The 26,231-nt window shown below is 44.8% G+C and carries 18 protein-coding genes and 1 pseudogene; 8 read left to right on the plus strand and 11 right to left on the minus strand.

The features are described 5' to 3' along the window. Positions 1 to 22: 22 nt before the first annotated feature. A complete protein-coding gene (locus C942_RS04950) occupies positions 23 to 1,213 on the plus strand; it encodes a carbohydrate porin (protein WP_007463154.1) in 1,191 nt (396 codons plus the stop codon). A 70-nt stretch (positions 1,214 to 1,283) separates the two neighbouring features. Here C942_RS04950 and C942_RS04955 read toward each other — a convergent pair whose 3' ends face one another. Then, positions 1,284 to 2,984, minus strand: a complete 1,701-nt coding sequence (locus C942_RS04955) for an SgrR family transcriptional regulator (protein WP_007463156.1) — start codon at positions 2,982 to 2,984, stop codon at positions 1,284 to 1,286. 68 nt (positions 2,985 to 3,052) lie between these two features. Here C942_RS04955 and C942_RS24990 point away from each other — a divergent pair, with 68 nt between their 5' ends. From C942_RS24990 to C942_RS04965, 3 genes are all read left to right on the plus strand, one after another. Beyond that, on the plus strand, positions 3,053 to 3,214 hold the full coding sequence (locus C942_RS24990; protein WP_007463159.1) for a hypothetical protein: 162 nt from the start codon (positions 3,053 to 3,055) through the stop codon (positions 3,212 to 3,214). 269 nt (positions 3,215 to 3,483) lie between these two features. After that, a complete protein-coding gene (locus C942_RS04960) occupies positions 3,484 to 5,904 on the plus strand; it encodes a hybrid sensor histidine kinase/response regulator (protein ID WP_007463162.1) in 2,421 nt (806 codons plus the stop codon). Between the two features lie 213 nt (positions 5,905 to 6,117). Then, a complete protein-coding gene (locus C942_RS04965) occupies positions 6,118 to 6,816 on the plus strand; it encodes a hypothetical protein (protein ID WP_157372562.1) in 699 nt (232 codons plus the stop codon). A gap of 81 nt (positions 6,817 to 6,897) precedes the next feature. Here C942_RS04965 and C942_RS04970 read toward each other — a convergent pair whose 3' ends face one another. The 4 genes from C942_RS04970 to C942_RS04985 form a co-directional block, all read right to left on the minus strand. Continuing rightward, positions 6,898 to 8,196, minus strand: a complete 1,299-nt coding sequence (locus C942_RS04970; protein ID WP_007463166.1) for a methyl-accepting chemotaxis protein — start codon at positions 8,194 to 8,196, stop codon at positions 6,898 to 6,900. A 415-nt stretch (positions 8,197 to 8,611) separates the two neighbouring features. Next, on the minus strand, positions 8,612 to 10,039 hold the full coding sequence (locus tag C942_RS04975) for a hypothetical protein (protein ID WP_007463168.1): 1,428 nt from the start codon (positions 10,037 to 10,039) through the stop codon (positions 8,612 to 8,614). Positions 10,040 to 10,047: 8 nt separating this feature from the next. Continuing rightward, complete coding sequence (locus tag C942_RS04980; protein WP_007463170.1) at positions 10,048 to 10,263, minus strand: putative periplasmic lipoprotein; 216 nt, start codon at positions 10,261 to 10,263, stop codon at positions 10,048 to 10,050. A 437-nt stretch (positions 10,264 to 10,700) separates the two neighbouring features. Continuing rightward, positions 10,701 to 12,311, minus strand: a complete 1,611-nt coding sequence (locus tag C942_RS04985; RefSeq protein ID WP_007463172.1) for a methyl-accepting chemotaxis protein — start codon at positions 12,309 to 12,311, stop codon at positions 10,701 to 10,703. A gap of 423 nt (positions 12,312 to 12,734) precedes the next feature. On the opposite strand from C942_RS04985, the gene C942_RS04990 reads away from it, so the two are divergent. The 3 genes from C942_RS04990 (at position 12,735) to C942_RS05000 (ending at position 15,897) form a co-directional block, all read left to right on the plus strand. Continuing rightward, on the plus strand, positions 12,735 to 13,391 hold the full coding sequence (locus C942_RS04990) for a Qnr family pentapeptide repeat protein (RefSeq protein WP_007463174.1): 657 nt from the start codon (positions 12,735 to 12,737) through the stop codon (positions 13,389 to 13,391). A 148-nt stretch (positions 13,392 to 13,539) separates the two neighbouring features. Further along, a complete protein-coding gene (locus tag C942_RS04995; protein ID WP_157372563.1) occupies positions 13,540 to 15,096 on the plus strand; it encodes an MOSC domain-containing protein in 1,557 nt (518 codons plus the stop codon). Positions 15,097 to 15,240: 144 nt separating this feature from the next. Then, the gene (locus tag C942_RS05000; protein WP_007463178.1) at positions 15,241 to 15,897 is read left to right on the plus strand and encodes a helix-turn-helix domain-containing protein; all 657 of its coding nucleotides are present in this window, start codon (positions 15,241 to 15,243) and stop codon (positions 15,895 to 15,897) included. 61 nt (positions 15,898 to 15,958) lie between these two features. On the opposite strand, the gene C942_RS05005 is transcribed toward C942_RS05000, so the two are convergent. Both C942_RS05005 and C942_RS05010 read right to left on the minus strand, forming a co-directional pair. After that, complete coding sequence (locus C942_RS05005) at positions 15,959 to 16,141, minus strand: hypothetical protein (RefSeq protein WP_036798833.1); 183 nt, start codon at positions 16,139 to 16,141, stop codon at positions 15,959 to 15,961. Between the two features lie 153 nt (positions 16,142 to 16,294). Beyond that, a complete protein-coding gene (locus C942_RS05010; RefSeq protein WP_007463182.1) occupies positions 16,295 to 16,708 on the minus strand; it encodes a hypothetical protein in 414 nt (137 codons plus the stop codon). A 169-nt stretch (positions 16,709 to 16,877) separates the two neighbouring features. On the opposite strand from C942_RS05010, the gene dhaR reads away from it, so the two are divergent. Further along, the gene (gene dhaR, locus C942_RS05015) at positions 16,878 to 18,848 is read left to right on the plus strand and encodes a dihydroxyacetone kinase operon transcriptional regulator DhaR (RefSeq protein ID WP_007463185.1); all 1,971 of its coding nucleotides are present in this window, start codon (positions 16,878 to 16,880) and stop codon (positions 18,846 to 18,848) included. A gap of 92 nt (positions 18,849 to 18,940) precedes the next feature. On the opposite strand, the gene ptsP is transcribed toward dhaR, so the two are convergent. From ptsP to C942_RS05035, 4 genes and pseudogenes are all read right to left on the minus strand, one after another. Next, a complete protein-coding gene (gene ptsP / locus C942_RS05020; RefSeq protein ID WP_007463188.1) occupies positions 18,941 to 21,424 on the minus strand; it encodes a phosphoenolpyruvate--protein phosphotransferase in 2,484 nt (827 codons plus the stop codon). Between the two features lie 55 nt (positions 21,425 to 21,479). Then, positions 21,480 to 22,106 carry a dihydroxyacetone kinase subunit DhaL gene (gene dhaL / locus C942_RS05025; protein ID WP_007463190.1) on the minus strand — a complete coding sequence of 209 codons (627 nt, stop codon included), beginning with the start codon at positions 22,104 to 22,106 and terminating at the stop codon, positions 21,480 to 21,482. A gap of 17 nt (positions 22,107 to 22,123) precedes the next feature. Beyond that, positions 22,124 to 23,191 (minus strand): dihydroxyacetone kinase subunit DhaK, encoded by a 1,068-nt coding sequence (gene dhaK, locus C942_RS05030; RefSeq protein ID WP_007463192.1) that lies wholly within the window; start codon positions 23,189 to 23,191, stop codon positions 22,124 to 22,126. Positions 23,192 to 23,683: 492 nt separating this feature from the next. Further along, a pseudogene (locus C942_RS05035) lies at positions 23,684 to 25,627 on the minus strand (methyl-accepting chemotaxis protein). Between the last annotated feature and the right edge of the window lie 604 nt (positions 25,628 to 26,231).

Below are 26,231 nucleotides of genomic sequence, written 5' to 3' on the forward strand. Positions count from 1 at the left end.
GACGTTAAGATAAGGAAGAACTATGGGTTTCTTCAAACATCAGATAATTGCTTCCTACTGTTGTATTTCTCTTTGCTTCTTTTCAGCTTCTTATGCAAAGGAAGCAAACTTTGGCGGCCCCGGTGCTGTAGAAAACCGCATCAGCTCTGACAATGCTGACAGAACTGAACCTCTAAAAGAAAGCTTGGCAGCTAAAGGTGTTGATATTGCTTTTGATTACTCTTCGGTAGGTGTAGCCGCAAGCAACGCGCTTCAAGGTTCAGACAAACAAGCGGCAAGCGGTATGTTACGTTTCTACGGTTCCTGGTTGGCTTACAACCGAAACGAAAACAATATAGGGGCTTTAGTCTGGAAGGTTGAACACAGACACAGCTATACAGACTCTTCAGTTAAAAACTTTGAGTTCGGAACCGGAGGCCTGGGCCTGATAGCACCACCGTTCAGTGACGAAAAAGGCAGACTCACGAATCTTTACTGGCGACAAAAGCTAAGTGAAGGTAAGGGAACTTTAATTGCCGGATTTATGGATGTTACCGATTATGTTGACGTCTATGCCGCAGCAAGCCCATGGACAGGTTTTATGAACCTTGCGTTCAGTACCGGTACTAACACCATAGCGCTTCCGAATGACGCAACCTTTGGCCTAGCTTTAGGACATATGCTGACTGAAAACTTCTTCATGATCGCAGGCATCAGCGACATAGAAGCAGACCCGACCGAACCATTTAAAAGTGCAGACAACTTTTTCAGCAAATCTCACTATTTTAAGAGTATCGAATTTGGCTGGACATCCTCTCAGGAACAAATCTACTCAGACAATATACACCTGACTTTATGGGATTCAGATCAGAGTGACTTCCTCAACCAGGCTGAAGACAAGGGCTTCAATATTTCTGTTTCAAAGATGATGGGCCGTTGGATGCCTTTTTTACGTTACGGCTATGCACATGAAGGTAGTTTATTAGGTATTACGGAATCACTCAGCACAGGTTTTTCTTATTACGGCTTAGGAGCAGCCGATAATAACTTCGGCTTTGCCGTCAACTGGGCTGATACGGGTAGCAATCAATATACATTTGAAATGTTTTACCTGATGAAGTTAACGCCTTACTTTGAACTGACACCTGACATCCAGTTAATTCAGGAGCCCGCACTAAACCCGGACGAAAATCAAATCTGGATTGCAGGATTACGGGCTAGGCTACTTTGGTAACCGGCAAAGAGCCGAACCACAAAAAAGCTGAACTCAATGAAGTTCAGCTTTTTGTTATCCCGTGTTAGCCTCAATCATCAAACCAGATCTTCTTCAACGTCAGAACCCCCATGTTGTCGACTTCAACCCCCTGAAGAGTGTCAGAGAAATCATAACTAGAAAACTCTCGCCACAGAGGGACAAAAGCACACTGCTGAACCATCCAGTCCTCACAACGGTAAAGCTTGTGGAGAAAATCATCGCTGCTTTCGCTGGATAAGATTGTGAAATCAATGAACTCCAACAGATTTTGCCGCTGACTTTCGGTCAGACATAGTTTAAAAGTGGCGCTGGATATCAGCCAGCTGTAATAACAGAAGGCCAAATCATCATTGAAGACATAACCGCGAATAATCACATCAATATTTTCAAACGGCGGGGAAAAGCGTTCCTTACGATGTGCTTTCTCCAACAACTCAAATTCCACACCTAATGACGACAGGTAGGAAAAAAGCATCTCGCTGGCCTTCGGATTACAAGCTTCAACCCATACCCTGATCTTACGCTTCGGTGGGCACATTTCAGTTTGAAACAAATGGAAGCCATTGGCTTGATGGCACTCAAGCAGCGTATCGGCAATAGGCAGAGAATCCGAATTTAACTCTCGCACAAACTGCCTGGCATGATGAGCTATCCAGGTCCTCTCCGGCAGACTCAATCCATTAGGACTATCAATAAATTCCAGAACTTCACAACCGGCTTTAAGCTGTTTACCGGTGTCGTTTCCCACATCAACCTTATGCTGGATAATGTGGCTTTGGATTAAGCCCTCCTCCACCGAATCACTGGTCCAGAACTCGGCCTTTTCTATCAAACCCGGCATTCCGAAGTACTGATGGTTTTTGGTCAACGTCCAGTGCCAGTTATCAACCGAGCCAAACTTATACGGGCCTGTGCCAGAAGGCAGCTCAGCTTTGTCAAAAGGATGAAAAATTGCACTGTGATTTTCAGCCAGCACATGCAGGATAATCGGATGCGGGTGAGAAAGGCTCAGTACCACCCAATTGCCCTGAGTCCTGATATCAGTGATATGACGGTAGAGTAACCGGTACGGATTATCCGTTGTCTGTCGCAACCTAATAGTTTCTGCAACATGCTGCGGTGTCAGTAAGTCTCCGTTATGGAAAAACACATCAGGTCGGAGCCTCAGCCACAGCTCATGATCACGAAACTCATAATGATGAACCAAGCTTGATAGCAGCTTTTTACTCACCTTGTCATAAACAAACAAGGTGTCATAGACAGCATTGATATAAAGCCGTGAAGATGAACTGTATGTCCAGAGTGGATGGCATTTCGGAAATTCATAAGGAACAAGCGTCACCAGTACGTTCTGTTGTTTCAGTGAGTCCTGTGCTTCATTCAGCCACTCTGGCAAACGGGAGTGAAACTGCTCGGTGAAATCAAAGTGCTCAGCATAGCGTAACGCTTCGCTAAGCTCGCCTTTGCGACAATAAGACTCAAGGCATTGCAGCAACGCCTGCTCAAAACTGAGCTTCAGTGTTAACTCGGATTTATTGCCCCGCCCGCGCCCGGCTTTCCACTCCAACCATCCAATCGCCATCAGGGTTTTCACCAGCTTAGCTATATTGCGATCCGAACAATTAAGCTGAAAGGCAAGGCTCGCCACATCCGTTTTGCTTGCCTGACCAAGGGGATAGTGGTCACACAGCTGCTTCAACCTTTGCAGATGGACAAGGCTGATAAAAGATGAACTCTTTTTTTCTAACATGTCATTCTTACTTCCTGTTTATGACTCAATAATAACGATGTCGAGTGAGAAATAAACAGGAGATGACGATGAATCCAGCAGACTACGTATTTTATACCTTAAATGCAAAACAGCTCCTTATTGAGCCTGAGTATCTGGTCCCGGTAAAACCTAAAGAAAATAAAGTAACAACAGGAAGAACATTCGCCATATTTGCACTGGGCGTCATTGTAGGGTTACTAATAAATTAAACACATCTGATTCTGCTAATCCATTATTAACGATAGCCTCTATTTCCGTCTCAGAAGCGTTGAACCGAAAGACAATTGCATCCAAACAATGCAACCTGTTTAACATACAAACATTAAGCACGACCGTACAATCACAATTAATAAAAGCAACGCCAGTAATGTGTTTGGTGTATTCGCAGGTATGTTCACAAGCCTTTGCTTTCGGATTGGCTTTAAGTACAACAGTGCGCTTCTGTCGCCAAGCGGATTCAAAAAGGAAATGGATTTCAATGCAGAATCATCAGTTTATTCACACCCGCTCCATCAAACGTCTCATCACATACGGTGCTACCGCAATTTTAATCTTTCTGAGCACTTTTTTTTATACCGAGCATACTCTGGATGCTAACCGGGCGAAGCTGATGTCTTTACAAGCCGAGATCCTTACAGCATCCAATGAAATGCTGATGATGCGCCGCAATGAAAAAGACTTCATAGCCCGGGTTGATTCGCAATATAAAGTCAAAATGGAAGATGACTATGTCCATGTTATAGATAGCCTCAACGCAATAAATTCTGCGATACAAACACACAGCATTGATGCCGACTACGAGCCACAAGTAACCCTGGCTTCCGTTGATGACTATTACCAGAAATTCATAGCACTGAGTAAAGTTGTTTTACTCATTCATGGTGAAGGCGGGCACGACGGGCTCATCGATAAACTCAAAGATAAGTCTCTCATTCTGGAAGAGGCAGTTATTCAGGCGAACAACCCACGCCTTGATGAACTAACGCTGAAAACCAAGGATTTGATGTATCACTTCTTCTCTGATTTTGACGAGAAGGTACAGCAAAACATCAATACCAATCTGAGCCAGGTAAGAACGGAAATCACTAATAATTCGAACTCACCTTCCCTGCTACAAGCTTTTAATAAGTTTGAATTGGCTTTCTATGAACTTCAGCGTGCCTGGAAGAGCTTTGGCTACCACTACGATGAAGGGAAATTGGGGGATTTAAGAGACACAATCCATGTATTAGAAAATAAACTAAATACGCTTTTCTCAGAGATCCCGGAAATTATCGATGAAGAGTTGACGATTTATGAATTTTACCGACTTTTAGCCGGTGTAATGCTTTGTTTAGCCGTAATTGCGGTACTTCTGTATGTTGTTCGCAGAACAGGAAAACTTGAACGACAACTCATCAGAGCTCGAGAACAAGAACGGCAAGCGAATAAAGCTAAAAGTGCCTTCCTTGCCAATATGTCCCATGAAATCCGGACACCACTTAACGGCATCTTAGGTATGACTGAAATATTGTCGGATTCTAAGCTGACCGCCATTCAGAAAGATTATCTGTCTACAATCAATGCCTCATCGCAAACCCTGCTGATGCTGATTAACGATATCCTGGATTTATCCAAAATCGAGTCCGGCCACCTGGAAATTTGTCCTCATACCTGTGCGATCAAAGAAGTGCTGTTTGATACCGCAGCATTAATTGCCCCCAAAGCCCAGCAAAAAGGCATTGAGATCGTTGTTGAGCTTGATCATTCAATCCCCGACTACATCAAGGCTGATGAACAAAAAGTTCGCCAGGTATTAATGAATCTGGCATCTAACGCCATTAAATTTACAGAACAAGGTACCATCACCTTTACAGGCAGGCTCACCGCACAATCGGCTTCATCCGCCATCCTGTATTTTGCCGTTACTGACACTGGCATCGGCATTGATGAAGACAAGCAGGCTCATATTTTTGATGAGTTCAAACAGGAAAATGCTGACACATCGGTACAGTACGGAGGAACAGGTCTAGGCCTTGCCATCTCATCAAAAATGGTGGCGTTAATGGGCAGCCATATTGAGCTGAAATCAGCTAAAAACCAAGGTAGCCAGTTCTATTTTGAAATCGAATTTAACCATGATGAACAGCAGCTCATTCAAGAAAATAATATTGCTGTCACTTACTGTGCTGAACACCCCGATACATTACTGATAGCAGAGCTTCAGCGGTTCGGTTATCAATTAGATCTGATCCGCGACCGAAATGAATTAACTCGTCAACGAGCAGGTAACAACCTGCTGCTTATTGATGATCCGATAACGCTTCATACGGCTGAGACAGATTTTCCAAACAACAAGCTAATCTATATCCGCCATAACAGCGCTAAAGTCGACATTCACTCAGACAATATCACCGCTTTTATCACAGCACCGTTATATGGCATGCGCCTTAATAACACGCTGAAAGCGGCATACAGTAATGACTATCAAAGCCGCCCTGTCTCTCCGTCTCCAAACCAGATAAGCGACAAACAAATTCTGATCGTCGAAGATAACAAAGTGAACCAGCAGGTTGTCTGTATCAACTTAAAACGGCTCGGTATTAATTATCTGATCGCCAACAATGGCCTTGAAGCGGTGGAACTGTATGAGAAACACCATGACTCAATCAGCCTTATCCTGATGGACTGCATGATGCCGGTTCTCGACGGCTTTGAAGCCACAAAAGCCATACGCCAATTCGAAGCCGTTCACCATACCCCGCACAAACACATCATCGCGCTGACGGCGTCTATCCTCGACGATGATATTCAAAAGTGCTTTGACAGCGGAATGGATGATTACCTTCCGAAACCATTCAAACGCGATGTATTACTAGAAAAACTGGATAAGCAGGTGAGCCTGCTGAGTGAAGCCTGATAAACGTCCTAAACCGGAAAAGCCACAACAATTCCCCGCTTGAATAGAAGCGGGGATTAACTGATATACAAAACTATGAGCCGAATACCACCAATAAAAATCACACCGATAAAGCTGATTATTCCCGCAATGTTTGCTCTCACTCTCTTTCCTGTTTTCTATAAAATAGAAGCACAGGACCTCAAGCTCCCACAGTGCCAGGATGAAGAAATCGTGAATACGGTAGTCGACTTTTTTATATCTGAATCTGTATGGTCTGCTTACGGTGAGTCCAAAATCAAGGAGATGATAAATAGCAGCATTCATACTGCCAATCTGACTCTGAAAAACTCCTGTGTCCCGATGCGCAGACAGTCTGGAAAGCTGTATCAGGTGGATATGACCATACAGGCTTTCGATCCTGATTTAGCCTCATATCGAAACCAGTTACTGCGTGTGACTGAGCCGACAATCATCAAAGAAATCACACAAAAACCTAATCACTATTATGCATTAGTGGTAGACGATCTACCGGATGACATTCTGGGGAAAACCGATGTCTATCTGGATCCGCAATTTCTTATCCTGAGTGATCAGGCAGAAAAATATACGCTGGAACATGAACTGGGGCATCTCGCCAATGCTTGGCATGATGATACATCATGGAACTCCAGCCTGAGCAAGTACCTGGAAGAGTACACACCTGACGCCCACAAAAACGAACTTCACGCTTATGCCAGAGGCTACAACTGTGCAGGGCGCAGAACGATAATGAGCCAGAGTTCAGTGTATTACCTTCAGCTGCCGATTTATTCCAGCCCCGATATATTCTTCGGGGATGAAACCTGTGGTGATCATGAACATGCAGACAACGCCAGACAATTAAGAGAGTATGCACGCCGCCTAAAAGATAAAATGAAGAACAACGTATAGCACCATTTCATAAACACTTCCCCCGGCCTATAGCCGGGGGAGGTGTAAAGAAGATGGAAGAACCCAATTAACGGGTCAAAATTAAGTTTCTGACAGGTTCATCACGGTTTGCGATACGTTTTCAGCTCCCGTGTAGATCTCATCCATCACGGTAGATACCTCAGTGATCTTGTTCATCCCCTCATTGGCGATCCTGGCAACTTCATCCATCGCCACGGTTACACTGTCGGTCAGGTTTTTATTGTCCAGAACAACGTTCGCAATCTCGCTGGTTGACTGGCTGGTACGGGAAGCCAGCTGACGAACCTCATCAGCTACGACCGCAAATCCTCGACCTTGTTCACCGGCACGAGCGGCTTCAATCGCGGCGTTCAATGCCAACAAGTTCGTTTGATCGGCAATTTCTTTGATAGTAGAAACAATTGCTTCAATACTTTGAGATTTAGTATTCAACAATTGAATTTTATTTGAGGTTTCTTTTACTTTATCTGAGATCCCAATGGAAACCTGAACCGAATCATTAAGTAATTCCGAACCCTGTTTCGCAATTTGTGCCGTTTCCACTGATGTGCTGTACGCAATATCCGAAGCCTGAGCAACAGCCTCACTTTTTTCAATTTGTTTCGTAATATCTGAAGCAAATTTAATAACTTTAACCACGTTACCAGAAGCATCCATAATAGGGTTATAAGTTGCTTCCAACCAAACCGCTTCACCGTAGTTATTTCTTCTTAAAAACTGGCCTGATTTAAAGTTGCCGCTTTCTAAATCTCGCCAAAATGAAGGATTTTCAGCATAAAAAGTGTCATCACAAAACATTCTGTGATGCTGACCAGTAATTTGTTCCAGTGAATAACCGACAGTAGAAAGGAAGTTCTTATTCGCCGTGATAATATTACCTTTTGGATCAAACTCAATGATTGCCTGTGAGCGATCCAATGCACTTAACACGCTCTCTTGGGCCATACTGTCGATGTGGCTTCCAGTCACATCAGAGGCGATTTTCATCACCTTGCTCACCTGACCATTCACCTTGACAGGAAAGTATGTCGCCTCAAGCCACAGAGTCTCTCCGGCTTTATTTTTGCGTTCGAAAGTTCCTTTGACAGAGCGTCCCTGACGAAGATCACTCCAAAACTGTTCATACTCGGAGGAGTTGGCATACGAAGGGAAACACATCACTGAGTGGTGTTTTCCAACCACTTCGTCAAAGGTGTATCCTGCTGTTTTTAAAAAGAGAGAATTGGCATTTAAGATATTCCCCTGAACATCAAACTCAATGGTTGCGATGCTGTCATTTATTGATGCCATAACCGCTTCCAAATTTGTTAAAGCATCCTGCTTACACCTAAGTTCTTCTTTTAACTTACGATTAAACATTAAACTTCCGACCCTCTACCAATCGCAATTGTAATATAATTATTAATAACAGTGCTTTAGCCTGAAAGAGAAACCAATGAAGACTGTATAATATAGCTTCAGGTGACAGCACAATATTGCGAACAATAACCCAGCCCGATTAATATTTCATCATAAATTTACATATATTGAAAAACAAAATATAAGCATGAACCATTAATCAATTCGTTAAATAATAATTATATGAACGAGTAATGGCTCTAATACCAATTATGGATAGGGGAAATAAAACATCGAAATTCAGAGTAATACTATGAATTTAAAATTACTTTTTATTTTCTCGCCAAAATAAATAAGCAATTAATTGTTGTGACATGATGAGAATAAAAAAGGGCGAGGAGTTAACTTCCTCGCCCTTTTCAAACTAAATAACTGCTTATTGCAAAATATCGTAAGGTTTTGACCAGCTCAGGCGTTTACCCAGCTCGGCTTTCAGATGTTTATAACGCAATGATGACTGCATCGCCTTAACATCATCTAACGTCATCAGATCTTCTCCACCCTGCGTGTGCTGGTTACGAACATAAATAATATCCTGCGCACTCTTCTTCAGGGTTGTTACATCAATCTTCTCACCGTTACCATTTGTGACGTGAGTATACACTTTCGGGTAGTAGCCAGGATCAACAGCTTTACAATCATGAATTGAAGGTAACCAGCTTCCTTTGCCATCAGCTGTATAATAAGCTGTTACCGGACGGCCTTTGGCAATATCTTCAATCATACAGAAGCTTGGGCTTAACCCAGTCAAGTTATAAGTATTATTGAAAGCATGGCTTACCCAATCACCACCACTTGCCTGATCGGTACCTTTAGCAGGATCCCATTTAGTTTCATCCTGCCACACCCAACTGTCAGACGGGCCAGTCATTGACGTATCAATAACAAAACTCTGAGGATCAGAAACGAAATATGCTTTATCACTGTTTTCCAATGTGTACTGTTTAACATAGTCACGACTAACCCAATAAACAGGTTTTGTGGTGTTAACATTACGACCTCGGTATTCACCGTCCATCAGGCCAAAGGTATTGAAGACAGTACTTGCGAGGTGTGAGGCAGAACCATCTGCGGCAGTATCACTCGTATTGTCAGTAATGAAATAAGGCTTATCTGAATACAGTAAGCTTTCACCACCTGTCACAATACCTGACTTCGGACCGGAATACTGGAACTGAGCGACATCAAAAGTAGGAACAATGCCACCGGCAGATAACGCCGTTTGCCCCTTGATAACGCGTACAGAACTACCAATCCAGCGCCCTTGATACTTCAGCACATAATCAAGCGTCAAAGTTTCGCTATCTGCACCTTTATCGTAACTTTGAATGTCAAAGTGTGATTGGGTTGGATCAAAATCCCAGCGACGGAAGAAAGTAAGTTTCGAGCCTTTCTGACTCATTGCCATCGATTTGCTGTCATAATTGCTACTACACGCTTCACCGGGATCAGCAACATAAACCAGTTTTGTCCCAGAAACATCAACACGACATACGTACTCGTCTCTCTGGCTATTCGAATTCACTTTTTGTGCAATACGCATAAACTGTGCGTCACTTATCGCACCACTGTTTTTCGCCTGAAAATAGCCAAGAGCATCGTTATAAGCCACAAGCTGAGCCTGAGACTGGGCAGGACGTGTTAACGCGTAATCGAGCATAAAAAATTCAGCTTTATTTTGCTGGATTTTATTTACAGTGTAGCCCACTAACTCTTTAGCCTGGTAGTACCCCTGAAGGTGAGGCGTAGCTAACGCCTGATTCGCAACAGCAAGGGAAACTGCGCAAAACAGTAATTTTTTCATGGTCATTCCTACTTCTGAAAGTTTTCCGGAGTACTAAAACCAGCACCATCATTTGACGCATACTTAACATTCTGCAGCGCTTGCAGATCAGCATCATCAACTTTCAGTTGCGTTTTATAGCCTTGTTGCGTACTACTCTGTACTGGCGCAGGCGAAGAATCACCACCTCCATTACAACCAAGCAGCAACACCGATAATACGGCCATTGTGATTATTTTTTTCATAAGTTCTCAATTAATACGGCAAGCTCAAAAAACGCCGTATTATTACAAAAAACTGCATTATTTGAAACTTGATTATTAAGCAAATTGAACTCACCTCATACCCACAACCCTTGATAATACGGGGCAGAGCCATAATATTTGTACCACAAATGGCAATTATGCAAACGCAGCAACGCGCATAAATATGCTCACACGAAAAGACCATAGCTCCATCAGCAAGTAAGATAAAAAAGCCCACTCAACCTATAACCAACAGCATATTGAAGGTTCAGCTTAACCTTAGAAACCCATCCGTAAATGGACATTTATATGTTAGGAAAAATGACAACACGCTGATACAAGAGGCGCCGATAAAATAAAAAACAACAGATATAAAAAATGCCCGGCAAATCGAATCAACCAGGCATTTAACAAATAACCAAATTGTATGGCGATGATTAATTCAGCTTAAATTTACTGACTTCTTCCACCAGCTGACTGTTTGATTCTGTCAGCTGATGTGCGCTGCTAAGCGTAGACTGGCTGTTCGACTGCAACTCCAGCACCATGTCACGAATTGCTGTCATGTTGCGGTTAATCTCTTCTGTCACCGAACTTTGCTCTTCTGCTGCGGTAGATATCTGAGTGTTGATGTCATTAATCTCATGAACATTCTCGCTCATTCCCTGCAACGCAGAATAGACTTTGGAAGTGTTCTCCAATGTCAGATTACTGCTCTCTTTGGTCTTCTCAATAATGCTGACGGCTGCCTGAGCATCCTGCTGCAAAGACCCCAGCATCGCATTGATTTCCTCAGTACTTGATTTAGTACGGGCAGCCAGTGCACGAACTTCGTCAGCTACCACAGCAAAACCACGTCCCTGCTCTCCGGCACGGGCCGCTTCAATTGCCGCATTCAACGCCAGCAGGTTAGTCTGCTCAGCAATTTCACCAATAACACCAAGCACAGTATCAATCTGTTGAGTATTCTGGCTCATGGTCGAGATACTTTCAGCAGCCTCTTTTACTTCCGCAGCCAGCGTGTTCACACAGGCCGATGCATCATTGACGATTTCACGCGCCTGCTCTGCATTATCACTGGCCTGTTTCGTACTTGAAGCTGCATCCGATGCATTCTGTGCCACCGCTTCGGAAGTAGAGCTCATTTCTGTAACAGCCGTAACAACCTGTTCTGTTTCCGTAGTATGCGTATCCAATGCCTGACTGATATTCTCAGAACGGTACTGAATGTCGCTTATTCCCTGTGTGATTGAGCCAGATGAGCTGTTAATCTGAGTGATCACTTTGTGGAACTGGGCAATCATATTATTGATATCACCTGCTAACTCCGTCAGCTCATCATTACCCCGAGATTTAATGCGAAGTGAAAGATCATATTTATTGCTAATTTCACTCATGGTACCGCGAATGTCATTCAGGGAAGAAGAAATGGTTCTGATAATTAACACTGACAGCAATAGCTGAATAACCGAGCAGAACACAGAAATCGCAATGTTCACTACATTGCTTTTCTCACTTAAAACTGTAGATACATCGTAAGTTTGCTCCGTGATAGCCAGTTGGATATTCACCAGCTTGGCAATATCCGTAGCCAGTGGATCAACAACTTTATAAGCCAAAGCGATCATCTCGCTGAGATCCGGCTCAGCTTCAGTCTCAAGTCGGGTTACGATCTGATTAAGCGTCTGATTCGTTGAAACCATTTGCTCTTTCGCCGCAGCAGCCAGCCTGGCTTCTTCCAATGTCAGTTCAGTCGCCAGATACTTAGAAAAAGTCTGTGATGAGATATCAATGGCCTTTCGGATCTCACCAATTACAGCATCACGGCTTTTAAGACCAACATTATGCTTATTTAATGCATCAATCACTTCAACGGCATATTCGTCTGAAATCAATTTTAAGTCTTTCAGCGGAACAACACGATCTAAGTAAATCGACTGTATAGAACCTGTCAGTCGACTTAAACTATTAAAAGATAGATAAGACAGCAGAATAAAACTGATGATGGCGACAACGGGAATAATTGTTAATTTTCTCGCTATATTCATTTTAACCCTATTGTATTTTTGTTGGCTGAGCAAAGGCTGGTTGTGATGTTACGGTGGGTACAGCAGCAAAAGCTGACTGTATAAAATTCATACACACTATTGAACGGCGATATTAGCAGTATTACCCCTTTATGATTACCACGCATTTGTAATAAGACTATCCACACTTACATATGCTTTAGTCGACATAGAGAAACGTTAATACCTCCAAACGAAAACTCTCTCAATCACCCACTACAAAGATAAACTTTTTTCACCTCTACCTTGTTCGCACATCAAGGCGATCGTCTGCGAGAAAGCCGTTTTACCCCTTTAAATTGGCGATTTGAGCAATCCTTAAAATACTGAATTTTAAAGCTTTTATTTTCTTGTTTTTCGGCTGCTGCCAATGTTAATTTAAGCGCCGACATCAAGGAGCCTCATATGCCGACAGTAAAACAAACCTTTGAAAATCATGACTTTTCCAGACAGGACCTGGAAGCTGAGCAATTTCACCAATGCGCTTTCTATAACTGCAATTTCAGCCGGGCAAACTTAAAAGAAGCAGAGTTCATCGATTGCCGTTTCATTGAGCGCGGTGCGATAGAAGGCTGTAACTTTGACTACGCCGATTTGAAAAATGCCAGCTTCAAGCGATGCCAACTAGCGATGAGCCACTTTCTCGGCGCAGACTGCTTTGGTATCGAAATCAGAGATTCAGATCTGAAAGGAGCCAACTTCTTCAAGGCAAACTTCGTAAACCGAATAAGTCACAATGTGTTCTTTTGCTCGGCATACATTACCGGTTGCAACCTTTCTTACGCTAACTTCGAGAGCCAATGTATTGAAAAATGCGACCTGTTTGAAAACCGCTGGCTAGGTGCCAACCTGCAAGGAGCTAACTTCCGGGGAGCAGATCTTAGCAGAGGACAATTCTCAGAAGAGCATTGGGGACAATTTGCGATGGAAGGATGTGATCTTACCCATACAGAGCTGAATGGCCTGGACATTCGCCGCGTCCGAATGACGGGCGTAAAAATCTGCGACTGGCAACAAGAGCAACTTCTCGATTCGCTGGGGATCATTGTATTGCCGGGCTGACCAGTTTTAGCAATTTAGTGACCAGTCAGCAAAATTCCTGAAAACAACATAGTGCTACCTTATCCAGCTTAGAAGACACACTGTTGAAGAGGTAGCTATGTATCCCAAGTCCACCATCTCTGAGCTTCGGCTCGGAGTTCCGAAAAAAATGTTTACGATTAACGTCGAGACAGGGTTCGATAAACAGCCCGTTTCGAGCGTTAACGTCAATCTATTTGGGATTATCGGCGATCATCAGGTTCACAGCTCACACGGTGGCGAAGATCGAGCCCTTTTACAGTTCGACTCCCACCATTATGCTGAACTTGGAAAAACGTTCCCCAATTCCAGATATTATCTTGTAAACGGCGGTTTTGGTGAAAACCTCGTTGTCGCCGGAATGAACGAACACAATATGTGTATTGGTGACAAAGTTGCCATTGGCAATGTGCTGCTCGAACTCAGCCAGCCTCGTCCTCCCTGCTTCAAACTCAACCACCGATTCAATGAACCGACAATGGCACTATATACGCAAAACAACGCCAAAACAGGTTGGTTCTACCGAGTACTGAACGAAGGAATAATTCTGGCAGGAGATCCAATCAGGGTGATAGAGCGACCTCACCCAGAGTGGCCCGTCGCGCGAGTACAACATTACCTCTATCATGAAACAGACAACAAAGCCGCCACAACCACGTTGTCTGAGATGAATGCTTTGGGCAAAGAGATCCGTGACACTTTTCGCCATCGCCTGGAATCAAACAAAACCGAAGACTGGAACGGCCGTTTGACCGGTAATTCAGGTAAACTCGAAATGCGGGTTGTGAAAATAGTTAATGAATCTGAAGATATCAAACGCTTCTATCTTAGCCGTACAGATCTACAGCCCTTACCTGAATCTACAGCCGGTGCCAACATCACCTTAGCACTACCAAACGGGCTCCAGCGCTCCTATTCGCTCTGTGCCCTACAGGCCGATGACACCTGGCAAATAGCGGTACACAAATCTAACCAAAGTCGGGGCGGTTCTGCTTTTTTTCATGATCAAGTAAATGTCGGCGATATCTTTACAGTATCCGGGCCTCAAAACTATTTTGAGATGACCAGAGCTAAACATCAGATTTTCATTGCTGCCGGTATTGGCATCACTCCATTTTTAACCATGATTGAAGAAGCACTTGCTAACAGCGAATCGTTTGAACTTCATTACTGCGTAAAAGACATCAATGATTATCCGTTCAAAAAGTTACTTAGCCGATACTCAGGAAAGGTTTTAATCTACAGTCAGGTCAAACCGCTTGATATTGAAACACTGTTAAATTTTCATCATCGGGGAACTCATGTATATAGCTGCGGTAGCCCTGCTTTTGTCGATCTGGTACGAAAATCAGCCAAACATTGGAATGATGAGCATGTGCATTTTGAACTCTTTACTCCACCGGAGAAAAAGCTGACGGAAAATACTGCTTTTAAGGTCATCATTAAAGATACTGAGCAGAGTATTGAAGTTGAACAAAACGAGAGTATGTTGAATGCTCTCAGAAAGAACGGCATTCCTATCGATTCATCCTGTGAAACCGGCTGCTGCGGAAAGTGCAAGGTAAAATATGAAGGCGAAGCTGATCACCGGGACACAATCTTAACAACAAAGGAAAGAGAGATATTTATGACACCCTGTGTTTCCAGAGCCAAACAAGAACGAATCACTGTTTCAATCGATAAATAGCTTTAATTGATGAGCAGCTTTCTTAGGAAGATAGATAATCTAGACAGTTACGGGCGGAAAATTTCTGCCTTTCGTCTTTGTGCCGGTTCCCAGCCTGATGATAATAAAGCGCCGATGCATACCCATAAACAGGGGCAACTAGTCATGCCTATAAACGGGATGATGACATGCCGCGTCAGTGATGCCATCTGGCTGGTTCCCAAGCATCATGCAGTCTGGATCCCGGCACATATTCCTCATACTAACACCCCGTCAAAAGGTGCTGAGTTTTGTTTCGTCTATATTGATGATTCACGTCAGGAAATGCCGCACAGCTGCCGGACTCTATCCATTAGTCCGATGCTCAGGGAGATGCTGATTTATCTTTCCGATCTGCCGCCTGAAATCCAACCAGATGAAAACCTGGAGAAATTAATTGATGTGGCATTTTTCCAGCTCATGCAAATGCCGGCAGAAAAGCTCAGCTTTCCACTTCCATCAGAAAAGCGCCTGAAAAAAATAGCGGATGCGCTAATAACAACCCCATCTGATCGACGAACAGCAGAAGAGTGGGCCTGTGATAACGCCATGAGTGTCAGGACATTTACCCGACTGGTAAAAAGTCAGACTGGGATGAGTTTCCGCGACTGGCGTCGACAACTTCATATCATCGTAGCCTTGCAGCGACTGTCTGAGCATTGGAGTATTCAGGCAATTTCTGACGAACTTGGCTACGATTCAGTCAGTGCCTTCATCACTATGTTCAAAAAGGAACTGGGCAAACCGCCTCGTCAGTACTTAATAGAAAATATCAATAAATAGAACTTATCTCGCCCTCGCCGCTTTAACAGCGATGAGGACGAAATTAATGCTAAATCTGTAATTATTTCCTTTTTGAATCACAGCTCTCAAACGTTGCAGTGCTATTGATTGCTATTGAAAGAATCTTCGCTGAATCTGTCTCTTCATTGGCAGATGATGCTAGTGTCCCTCTGGCTTTTGCCAGCCTTTCCATTAGTTCCAGCCGTTCTTTCTCTACTTTTGATATCGCCTTTTCTTTCAACATAAATCACCCGAATAATGTTTTAACTCTTGCCTTTCTGTTACTCAGCAGCAAACACAACTTTACTGTTGCTTATTCAGGTTTATATCAATTAAAAAACGATAGAAGTAATTAGATACTATCTGTTTTATCGATAACAGTAGTCAAAAATCAAGTTCAAAGCTCACACTGTACTTCCGCAATTGGCAGCTTATGCTCCCCGAAACAAACTAAAGCTTCGTGTTTATGACGCTTCCCAAGCGATACACCACCGATTTCGCTATTCTTCATTCTCAGGCTTTGAGCATAAACTTCTTCACCATCGAAAAGCTCAGCTTTAAAAGCATCCTGAATAGTCGATTCCAAACGAGTACCACTTCCGGAAATTGAAAAAACAACGCTGGCGCAGCGTTGATCCGACTTTTTCTTCATTGCGATTATATTGTCACCATTATTAGTTACCACCTCCTGCTCCGCAGGAGCGATGTTAACCAACTGCACATTATGAAGAGTGCACTTACCAGCAAAAGCAGAACCCGAGAAAAGCATCAGGATTAATAATACTCGCTTTGAAATCATTAATTTACCCATAAAAAGAACAGCAAATCCGCGATGCTACAGCAATTTAGTTATTCATACTGTAATGATTTGTCAGTTCACTATCTATACAGCGAATCAACCAAAATTTAATCCAGACAACATTCTTTAGCTTGTGATGACGCTACAATGGCAGATCACCAAAATACGCGTTACGTTTCTTATGCAATCCCGTCTTCCTGTTAATAAAGAGCTTTGGCTGAGCTTTGTTTCCCAGCCGTCGGTGGAAGCCGAAATACCGGATATCGATCCGCACCTGCAGCAGGTCTGGCAGCGATGCCGCCGTCAGCAACGTCATGATCACTGGCCTGTTCCCCATCGCGCCAAAGGGGTGACATTCAAATCGATCAAAAAAACCAAGGCACCGTTTTTAAACCTGGCGATTCCAGCTATCGAAGATATTTACGAGTACCTGGAAAACACAGGTTGTGCCTTTGTAGTCTGTGATGAAACAGGCTGTACGCTTCATCTGTGTGGTGATACAGACATGCTGGCCAAGCTGGAAGCGCTCAGTATTCGCGAAGGCGTTTACTGGCGTGAAGGCATTATTGGCAATAATGCAATTTCCAGCGCAATGCATCTGGCCAAACCAACCAGAACAACCGCTTACGAACACTTCAAGCAGGCACTACACCCTTTTGCCGTTTATGCCGCACCCATTATTGACGGCAACGGTTCAGCACAAGGCTGCATTGCCCTGGTCCTCCCGGCGGAAAAATCCTGTCTCTCTGCACTCGGTCTGATCCATTCAGCCGCACGGGATATCGCCAGCCAGATCCAGACGGAAAACATCCTGACCGAGTCCAACCAGCATTTATCCGAAGTTCATGTCTTGCTTGAAGGCGTCGAAGAAGGGGTTCTGGCCTGGTACCCGTGCGGAAAAATCCATTACCTGAATCAGAAAGGCAGTGATTTACTAGGCCTGAGTCGCAGCGTACTCGGCAGCAATATCCAGACAGTGCTTACCCTTCCCCAACTTGTCCGTGAAGCGATCAAACAAGGGAATGGACTGGATATGGTCGAAACCACAATTGAGAGTAAGTGTGAACCAGGCAGGAGCAAACTAATCTCAACGGTGATGTCACTGAAAATCGTCAAAACCGCCAGTAACGATACCCACTGCTATATCGCGCTGCTTTATCCTCTAAAACAAATCCGGGATCTGGTCCACCAGCATGCCGGTAACCGGGCAAGACTGACTTTCGATGATATTGTCGGCCATTCCGATGTAATGCAACGGGTGATTCGTCAGGCCCGTCATGCCGCTAAAGGTCGTGGCCCTGTTTTACTTCACGGCGAAGACGGACTGGGCAAAAGCCACTTGGCTCAGGCCATTCATAATGCGGGTGATCGCCGGGGACAACCGTTTATTGCTATAAACTGCCAGGCGATTCCAAAAGAGCTGATGGCTGCAGAATTTCTGGGTTCGGTACTGGACGGTGATAACAGTCCGGCTTCCAAATTCGAACTGGCTCATGGTGGAACCCTGTTTCTGGATCAGGTGGAATGCCTGTCGTCAGAAGTTCAGGCAGCCCTGCTTCATCTGTTGAAAACCGGCTTGCTGAACCGGATGAACGGGAATATTGTGTCGGTTGATGTCAGGATCATTGCCACTTCGAATGTCGATCTGGATCAGTTTGTGGCCGAGAAACACTTCCGAAGCCAGCTGCTGCTGGAACTGCAAACCTTCGATATTCACATTCCGCCACTGCGAGAGCGACTTGAAGATGTACCAGCTCTGGTTGATCGTAAACTCACCCATCTCGAAACGGAAAAGAAGACACCGCTTGCGGTAAGCCGGGATGCCATGACATATCTGATGCGCTACCGCTGGCCCGGTAACCACAGGGAGCTGCGCAATGTCATTGAGCGCGCTGCAAATTTCGCTCAAGGCAAACTTATTGAGGTCAAAGATTTACCGGAAAATATTCTGTGTACATCCGAACAGGTAAACCCTGGTTATCAGACACCATCGTCAAATTGCCTTGCTGAAGCTGAGAAGAATACTATTATCCGCTCAGCTCGTTACTGCCGAGGGGTAACCAGCAAGATGTGCAGTGATCTCCAAGTAAGCCGCACGACCTTATGGCGTAAACTAAAAAGCTACCAAATCAATATCAGCGATTATAAATAGTCGAAATGAACCTGAAACCGAGGTTCCCATAAACATAAAAAACCGCCCGATTGGGCGGTTTGTATTTTCTGTCAGTCATAAACAAATGACCACTAAAGCAACGACATCACCTGCTTTAGCGTCGAAGCATTAAGTACCGCCTCAGCAGTATCGACAGCCTTTATACTGTCGGTCTCACGCACAGCCTGCTTCACCTCAGCAATTCGAATCGGACTCATGCTGAGTTCATCAATCCCCATACCAATCAGGGTTGAAGTCAGCTTAGGATCACCAGCCATCTCGCCACAAATCCCAATAGAGATCCCGGCTTCATGAGCCGCATCGGCAGCCTGTTTAATCATACGTAAAACTGCAGGCTGAGCCGCAGACACCAGGTACGAAACCGTATCATTGCCCCGATCCGCCGCCATTACATACTGCGTCAGATCATTGGTACCGACACTGAAGAAGCTCACTTCTTTTGCCAGCAACCCGGCATTGGCAACTGCCGCAGGCACTTCAACCATAATGCCGACTTCAGGCATCGCAGCCGCGATACCATTGTGCTGCAGAGTTTCATAGCAGCTGTTTAGCAAGTACTTAGCCTGATTCAGCTCTTCCAGTGTTGCTACCATAGGGAACATCACTTTCAGGTTCGGATGCTCTACTCTTGCACGCAACAGGGCATTGAGCTGCAACTTGAACACATCAACATGCTGCAAACACAATCGAAGACCTCGGCAACCCAGGAATGGGTTCTCTTCTTGCTCCTGAGGCATGTAAGCTAGCGGCTTATCACCACCTATGTCAAGAGTGCGGATAATTACTGATTTATCACCGAATGCAGCGGCAATCTTACAATAAAACTCGTACTGGCTTTGCTCAGACGGCACCTGTTCGCTGTCAGTAAACAAAAATTCTGTGCGAACCAGACCGACACCTTCAGCCCCGCAGTGAATAGCTTTTTCAGCATCTTCCAGATTAGCCAGATTGGCAAACACATCTAACGCCAAACCATCTTTGGTTACGGCCTTTTCCATTGCCATGGCCTGAGCCTGTTCACGCTTGCGAGTCAGTTCCTCGGCCTGACGGCGAGCGTTGTCCAATTGCTCAGCATGTGGCGCCAACCACACATCACCGTTAGAGCCATCCATAATGGCCATTTCCCCTTCCGGACTCTGCGACATAATTCCGCTTAAGCCAACTACAGCAGGGATCCCCAGTGATCGGGCCAAAATGGCGGAGTGAGATGTCGTACCACCGTGCTCCAGAATGATGCCGCGCACCATTTCAGGATCCAGCTGAGCGGTATCGGAGGGCGTCAGATCAACCGCAACCAGTATGACTGGCTCATCCAGCACAATCTGCTGCCCGGTTTCACCTGTCATCAGCGCCATCACTCGGCGACCGATATCGTACACATCGTTGGCACGGGCCTGCATATACTCGCTGGCCGACGCCTCATAAGCCTGCGCAGTTTGCTCGATAACCTGCTCCCAGGCTTTTTCAATCGTAACCGCTTCTTTCAGGCGTTGTCTTACCTGCTCGCCCAGTTCAGGATCAGACAGCATCTGACCATGGGCGATGAAAATTTCACTTTCTGATTTCGAACCGGCATTGGCTGTTCTGACCACCAAATCCGCCAAATCGCGCTGCGCCGTATCACAGGCACGGGAAAAACGGGACCACTCTTCTTCATAACCAAGGAAGTCACGTTCTGGTGCTTTCGGCATGGATGGCCGGTAGTGCCACAACGGCGCAATAGCGATCCCCTCGGATGCTCCAACTGCACTGAGCCGACCGTCTTGGTGGGTCGTTACCCGGCGAGTTGGCCGAGGGGGTTCTGCCGTTCCCTCTTCTACCGATTCGTTAAAATGCTTTTTAGCCAGTGCAATAAACGCTTCCAGTGCAGACAATGCTTCATTACCACTGGCAATAAAATTCAGTTTGTCACCTTTTCTTACCCCAAGCAGGGCAATCCCGTTAAGGCTTCGGGCACTGACTCGCTTGTCATTGCAGCTCAGCCAGACTTCAGCATCAAAAGAGCTGACCGCGGCGACAATCGCGGATGCAGGGCGGGCATGGAGTCCGTGCGGGTTTTTCACCTGCCACTCAAACTCAAGTTCATCGCCGCTAACTTCGTGCTCAAGATCGATTCCGATGGAACCGGCTCCCGGCAGCTTGGCTGCCTGCTCCAGCAGTTCATACTTAGCGCAAAGGGCGTTGTGCGCTTCATCTGCCACCTGAATCAGTGACATTCCGGCAGCGGCGGCAACACAGGCCGACATAGTGCCTTCAATTAATGGTGCGGCACAGACGTGAACATTGGCCGCAATCTCACTGCCGAGTAAATCCAGAGCGGTATCCGTGCTTAAAATTGCACTCCCCATATCCACCAGCACCAGCACACCTTCCGGGGAGTACACTTCTTCAATCGCCATCATCACGGCAACCGCGTCCGTGCCAATCGGGTTCTCCGGATCATCGACACCGGCAGCCACCGCGATCTGGACTTTTCCCTGGCTCATCTGACTAGCCAGTTCATGAACGCCTTTAGCAAGATTCGGGCTGTGGGAAACAATTACAATACTGACCATAATTAAACCTTAGCTGAGGTGGCGCGAAGCCACCTCAAACAACAGAAAGTAATGCTTATTGCACAGAAGCGTTACGTAAAGCCGAGAACATCAGGTAAGTAGACGTAGCTCCCGGATCCTGGTGACCGATAGAACGTTCACCCAGGTAGCTGGCACGCCCTTTTTTCGCCTGCATAGGAATAGTACCTTTCATGGCTTTTTCGGCTTCGGCTACCGCACAGTCGAGCGCATCAGCCATAACCGTTCCCTGCTTTTCTTTCAGGCAAGCAAGAATACCGTCCCAAGTATCGACCATCGTCTTATCGCCAACTTCAGCCTTACCGCGCTGAACGATGCCATCAACACCGTCTTGCAGCATCTGAGTCAGCTCAGCCAGGCTCAGCTCTTCTTTTGCCATCACACTGGATGCACTGCGGATAAAGAAAGTGCCGTAAAGCGGACCACTGGCGCCACCAATGCTGGAAAGCAAAGTCATGCCTGTGGTTTTCAGAATCGTACCAATATCCTTATCTGCAAGACTTGGCAGTTTGTCTTTCACTTTCTGGAAACCGCGATTCATGTTCAGGCCGTGATCAGCATCGCCGATTTCCCTATCCAGGTCAGTAAGGAAATCCTGCTCTGCCTGAAAAACCTCGGCTGACAGTTCAAGCCATTGAAGGATCTGCTGTTTGGTAATTGTCATCTTGTTCTCCTTAACGCTTAGCAGCCCCAGCGTAATGCCGGTGTGTTCACAGGCATGTCGAACAGAGACAACATCTCGTCATCCACTTTCAGCAAAGTAATTGAAACCCCCTGCATATCCAGCGATGTGCAGTAACTGCCAATCATGTTGCGCTCAATTTTGATGTCGTGCTGCTCAAGCATTTCCGCTACCTTGCGGTAAACCGTATAAAGCTCAGATAGTGGTGTCGCACCCAGGTTATTTACCAGTACGATCACACGATCACCGCCTTTTAGTGTTTCAGTGATCCAGGTTTCATCTTGCCAGTCACCGGCACCGTTATTCCAGCGGCGAACCACACGCTCATATGGCTGATCTTCCAGAATCGCATTCATCATGTCAGTTGTAATCGTATCGCCGTCAGTGAAAGCACGGCGTTCAATGCCCGGCTCACCATGAATACCGATACCAAACTCAATTTCATTATCAGCCAGCTCAAAACTTGGTTTGCCCGCTGCTGGAACCGTACAGGCAGAAAGCGCGACGCCGATAGAGCGGCCACGGTTGGCAATGCGTTTTGCCAGCTCGCTCATTTTCTCAAGGTCGTAGCCTTCTTCTGCCGCTGCACCGAGAATTTTTTCTGCCAGTACAGTAGTCGCCACCCCGCGACGGCCGGCAGTGTAAAGGCTATCTTTAACTGCGACGTCATCGTCAACCAGTGTCGCCTGTACTTTAATGCCGTCACCATGCAGCAGTTCGACCGCTGTTTCAAAATTCAGCACGTCACCGGTGTAGTTCTTAATCAAAAACAGGACACCTTCACCAGCATCAACTTTCTGACCACATTCATACATCTGATCCGGCGTTGGCGAAGTAAACATTTCGCCGGGACAGGCGCCATCCAGCATCCCCATACCAACATAACCACCGTGCATCGGCTCGTGGCCGCTACCGCCACCAGATACCAATGCAACTTTGCCGCCTTTACGATCACGGCGCACGATATACATAGGATCCAGGTTAACTTCCAGCTCAGGGTGTGCCTTAGCAATACCTTCAAGCTGTTCCCTAACTACATTGTCGACCTGGTTAATCATTTTTTTCATCGTTCTGTCCTTATTTTCTGCGCAGGGTAATTGTGTTTGGGCCTGGTGCTGATCGCTGCTTATGTGTCGGGATGCGATATGCCTGTCCGTCAAACCGGGCCAAATGTTATGCCATCAGGTGAAGATGGTGCTAATTAGCCACTTTTGTTTCATATTGAAACGCTACATTCAAGAAAACCGTTCCATTTTGAAACAATACGTTGAGGGAAGCCCCGGATATTTGAACTGAGTCGAATTTTGGGTGGGTCAAAAAGAGAAGAATAGGCTGAGAATCAACGCAAAATGTGAACGGACCCAAGAGACCAATTAACAAAATTGCTAATGAGCTCACAAAGATTTTCGTAACAAAGGAAACAAAATGAGAGTTTCGCTGGAATCGGGGACGAAGAAAGGTGAAAAAGACGTACAACATCAAAAATAATAAAACGGCATATCCTCAGATATGCCGTTTTAATCATCTATCACTTATTAAGCGATGAAACCCAGAATTAGCTACGAAACCCTGAAGTAAGACAGCAAGGATTTTTGTTCATCCGCCAGACGTGACAACTCTTCACTGGCCTGCGAACTTTGCGCTATACCGGCCACATTCTGGTTAACGATATCCGACGTAATGGTTACGTTCTGAGAAATATCTTTTGTTACACCGGACTGCTCTTCGGATGCTGTCGCCACTAAGGTGTTCAGCTCAGAAATTTGTGCCACCGAATCAGAAATCGTTGTGAATGCTTCACCAACCTGACGAGTAATATCCAGCGACTCATTGATCAGCTCAGAGTTCGACTTCATAAAGTTGTCAGCTTGCTGCGCCTGCTCCTGCAAACGTGAAATCAACTCCTGAATATCAACCGTCGACTGCTGGGTTTTCGCCGCCAACGAACGAACTTCGTCAGCAACCACGGCAAAACCACGTCCCTGCTCACCTGCACGTGCTGCTTCAATAGCCGCATTCAAAGCCAGCAGGTTGGTCTGCTCTGAAATTCCCGTAATCACATCCACCACAGTGCCGATTTCATTCGAGTATTCCCTCAGCTGATTCACAATCTCGGTTGATTCTTTTACCGAGCTGTCAATCTGGGCCGATATGTCATCAGAACGCTGCAATGCCTACTGGCCGTCTGCGACATTTTGAATAGCCACACCGGCTGCATCCTCGGCACTGGCAGCATTACTGCTGACTTCCGCTGCCGTACTTGACAGTTCATTAATCGCTGTTGCCACCTGCTCAACCTGTGCCAATTCCTGCTGAGCATTCGCTTCCGATTGTGTCATCACAGCAGCCAGTTCAACAGACGCTGATGACACGTTATCGGATATACCGTGGAAGCCCTCAATAATACGTTTCAGTTCACGATGCATTGCAATGGTGTTGGCGTATATGCCCGATTCCTTTCCTGTTGGCTGAAACTGTTCGGTTAAATCTCCTTCCGCAACCTTCTTTACCATTTCAGCAATATCAGTCGGCTCACCACCAACTACATGCATCACGCCGCGATAAATATAATAGGCGGCAAACAAACCGATCAAAATTGAGATCAACGACAAGACAGCCAGCAACGTTTTAGCATTAGCAATATCTGCCTGCAACATTGGGCCAATTCGATCCTGATTTTTCTTCGCTTCAAGCTCAATGGCTTCAATCGTCGCAGCTGATTCATGCCCAACCACATCCAGAGTTTCAGTAATCAACTTGTTTCGCTTTTCAATCGCTACCGTAACTTCATCAAATGCCTGCTGGTAAGTTTCAAATGCTTTTTCGAAATTATTAAATAACTGAATCCGTTCAGGGTTCTGAATTTGGTTATGCAGTTCAGAAGACCTCTTTTCGACATTGGCAAACTCTTGAAGCGCCCTTTGCTTATCGCGAACCTCGTTGCTGATCAAAAACTTAGAGACATAAAGTCGAGCAAGTAAGAGGCTTTCCTGTAACTGCCCCGAATAAAAAGCAGCATCAGAATCACCATCTTCATATGCAGAATAGGCAATATCCGTCAGAGACTTTCTCATCAACAAGCCATTCGGATCTAATTTTTCGCCAACGGTTTTATGACGTAGATGAATAAGCTTATCAACCTCATTAAATCCATTGCGATAAATAATCATTCCTTTTTCTATTTTTTGAAACTTCTGAATTAATTCAGGGTTAGACTCTTTCTCCAATACCTCATCGATTAGAGACATTGCTGAATTAATTCGGCTTTCTATAGTAAGCTTCAATTCATCAGATTGATTTTTAATATATTTATTAACAGCAAGGCGCGCTTCAATGACGTTGGCCTGTATCCTACCAGAGGCTACGCTACTCCTGGCAAAACCACGGTATTCAACAAACCCTTCCGATGTACTGTTGAAGCGGAAAAATGAAGTGACGGACATAACAAGCAGCAAGGCAAGCAATATACCAAAGCCACACATTAATTGTTGTTTTAATTTCATGTAACCTTCCATTAATAATTATTAATATTCTTATATAATATCGATAAAGATAAAAAAGATAACCAGATAATTTATGGTAATTACATGAAGATTGATTTAAGTCACAATTATCCATCCACCAAAAGAAAACGATTTCATAATAAAAATCTTCTTCTGGTTAATATTAATAATCCATTAATAAAACATGGTTATAGAATACACAAGCACTGTATAAACAGTAGCGTATGGAATAGGCAGCTTAATTTATACATAGGTAATGCATTGTTATTTAATGTTTTTTCTTAAGACTTTATTCTAAATATAATACACCTTATAAAAAGACACACTATTAATAAGAATCCTCCTGTAAAATAAAACCCTTAATTTACTAACTCACAAAAATAATAAACTAAAATAACAAGCCAAATCAGCATAAAAAACACGGGCAATCGACAAGTCATGACTAATACAAAAAGTCATCTACCACCATAGATTCATAAGTGTTGTCAGTTAAATAACCAGCACTCATAAATGAATTCAAAACAGAACATATCTTAATTAATATGAGCACACTTGCTTAATAAGTATTGCCAAGATATTAAAAAGTAACGAACAGCCACTAGCT

Source organism: Photobacterium marinum, assembly GCF_000331515.1.
Classification (GTDB): domain Bacteria; phylum Pseudomonadota; class Gammaproteobacteria; order Enterobacterales; family Vibrionaceae; genus Photobacterium; species Photobacterium marinum.

Coding starts and splice junctions, on each gene's coding strand:
- C942_RS04950 (WP_007463154.1), top strand. CDS start 23: ATGGGTTTCTTCAAACATCAGATAATTGCTTCCTACTGTTGTATTTCT.
- C942_RS04955 (WP_007463156.1), bottom strand. CDS start 2,984: ATGTTAGAAAAAAAGAGTTCATCTTTTATCAGCCTTGTCCATCTGCAA.
- C942_RS24990 (WP_007463159.1), top strand. CDS start 3,053: ATGAATCCAGCAGACTACGTATTTTATACCTTAAATGCAAAACAGCTC.
- C942_RS04960 (WP_007463162.1), top strand. CDS start 3,484: ATGCAGAATCATCAGTTTATTCACACCCGCTCCATCAAACGTCTCATC.
- C942_RS04970 (WP_007463166.1), bottom strand. CDS start 8,196: ATGTTTAATCGTAAGTTAAAAGAAGAACTTAGGTGTAAGCAGGATGCT.
- C942_RS04975 (WP_007463168.1), bottom strand. CDS start 10,039: ATGAAAAAATTACTGTTTTGCGCAGTTTCCCTTGCTGTTGCGAATCAG.
- C942_RS04980 (WP_007463170.1), bottom strand. CDS start 10,263: ATGAAAAAAATAATCACAATGGCCGTATTATCGGTGTTGCTGCTTGGT.
- C942_RS04985 (WP_007463172.1), bottom strand. CDS start 12,311: ATGAATATAGCGAGAAAATTAACAATTATTCCCGTTGTCGCCATCATC.
- C942_RS04990 (WP_007463174.1), top strand. CDS start 12,735: ATGCCGACAGTAAAACAAACCTTTGAAAATCATGACTTTTCCAGACAG.
- C942_RS04995 (WP_157372563.1), top strand. CDS start 13,540: ATGTTTACGATTAACGTCGAGACAGGGTTCGATAAACAGCCCGTTTCG.
- C942_RS05000 (WP_007463178.1), top strand. CDS start 15,241: ATGCCTATAAACGGGATGATGACATGCCGCGTCAGTGATGCCATCTGG.
- C942_RS05005 (WP_036798833.1), bottom strand. CDS start 16,141: ATGTTGAAAGAAAAGGCGATATCAAAAGTAGAGAAAGAACGGCTGGAA.
- C942_RS05010 (WP_007463182.1), bottom strand. CDS start 16,708: ATGGGTAAATTAATGATTTCAAAGCGAGTATTATTAATCCTGATGCTT.
- dhaR (WP_007463185.1), top strand. CDS start 16,878: ATGCAATCCCGTCTTCCTGTTAATAAAGAGCTTTGGCTGAGCTTTGTT.
- ptsP (WP_007463188.1), bottom strand. CDS start 21,424: ATGGTCAGTATTGTAATTGTTTCCCACAGCCCGAATCTTGCTAAAGGC.
- dhaL (WP_007463190.1), bottom strand. CDS start 22,106: ATGACAATTACCAAACAGCAGATCCTTCAATGGCTTGAACTGTCAGCC.
- dhaK (WP_007463192.1), bottom strand. CDS start 23,191: ATGAAAAAAATGATTAACCAGGTCGACAATGTAGTTAGGGAACAGCTT.